Source organism: Corynebacterium gottingense, assembly GCF_003693265.1.
Lineage (GTDB): Bacteria > Actinomycetota > Actinomycetes > Mycobacteriales > Mycobacteriaceae > Corynebacterium > Corynebacterium gottingense.
Map to the genome: position 1 here is coordinate 1 of NZ_RDRE01000119.1, position 1,542 is coordinate 1,542.

1 protein-coding gene is annotated in these 1,542 nt (G+C 60.4%); it reads left to right on the forward strand.

Going from position 1 to position 1,542, the window contains the following annotated elements; genetic code table 11:
• Window positions 1-328: 328 nt before the first annotated feature.
• Complete coding sequence (locus tag EAW56_RS12095) at window positions 329-1,462, forward strand: PDR/VanB family oxidoreductase (protein ID WP_122086807.1); 1,134 nt, start codon at window positions 329-331, stop codon at window positions 1,460-1,462.
• Window positions 1,463-1,542 lie beyond the last annotated feature (80 nt).

A 1,542-nucleotide genomic window follows, 5' to 3' on the forward strand; every position in this document is an offset into this window, starting at 1 on the left:
TTGTCCGACATGGGGAGAATCTCCGGGCGCACCGGATTTTGATACTGATGCTCCTCGCGGACATCTGTGCTGGCAGTCATCGTCATCCCGTTTCTCTGCACTTTTGCGCCGCCCCTTGCGGGCGGCTGGGTTGGTTCGCTTGCCGCAAATGGAGTGATAGCAACCGCCTTTCACCCGAGTCTGTTATCTATCCGATAGTCATCCACTGGTGTATTGCCGGTCACTTTTTGCGTGGTTTTATACTATCCATTACAGAACGGGGCCGGCAACCATTTTGGCGCCCTTTTTGGATTACACATTTTCTATTCGCTTTTCGACGGAGTCCACCATGGGAAACGACACTGGCATCGGCAGATTTACAGCGTTTTTTGGAGGAAAAAAGAAGAAAGCAGACCCAAACGCAGCCGACCGAGAAGCCGCACTGGAATCCCGGCGCGCCACGAAGACGGAACGACGCGGTAGCGGAGACATCATCGAACTCACCGTCACCGGTGTCGAGCGGGCACACGAGATCGCGCTCATCACGTTCACAACCACCGACGGCGCCCCGCTTCCTGGGTACGAGCCCGGCTGCCACGCAGACTTTCTCCTGCGCACCCCAGACGGCGAGGAACTCGTGCGTCAATTCTCCCTCTTCCCCACCCACTACCTGGGTGACAAGGAGGGCGCCTACGGCATTGAGGTCAAGCGCGAAGCCGGTTCCAAGGGCGGCTCTGCGGCAATCCACCGCATCGAGGTCGGCGACCCCCTCCGCATCCGCCCACCCCGCAACAATTTCCCCCTGGCCAAAGACGCGAAGCGGTCTGTGCTCGTCGGTGCCGGGGTGGGCATCGCCCCAATCTTCTCGCTGGCACGAGAACTCCAGATCCAACACGCCGACTACTCGGTGCTGTATTTCGCTTCAAGCGAGGAACGCGCGCTGATGCGCCACCTCATCGACACCTATCTGCACGGCCAGACCAAGAGCATCTTCGCTTCGGGCGAGCGCGACAAGCAGGCCGGCTACATCGAGGAAGCACTCGCGGCTTCAGCGGTTCCTGCGGAGGACACGCACTTGTATGTCTGTGGACCCCACGGCTTCATGGACGGCGTTATCGAAACTGCGTTGGCCTCACTCCCCCAGGACAACATCCACTTCGAGACCTACCGCCCCACCAAGGAAACGCTCGCCGGGAACCACGACGCCGACGGCGCTTTCGACGTCATTTTCAACGGCGAGACCTACCACATCCCCGAGGGAGAATCCGTCCTCGACGTCTTCGAGGACGAGGACGTGCCCATCCTGTCCCAGTGCGCGGAAGGCACGTGCGGCACCTGCGTGATGCGAGTGATCGACGGCATCCCCGACCACCGCGACAGCGTGTTCACCGAAGAGCGCCACGAGAAGGGCGCATTCACCACCTGCGTGTCACGCTCGCTCTCCCCCACGCTCACGCTCGAGCGCTGGCGACAGACCCCATAAACAAACCTGAGAAAACTGCGCAATGCGCAGTTTTCTCAGGTTCTGGGCGGCGAGCCGTTCTTCAGCTACAGGAACTGCTG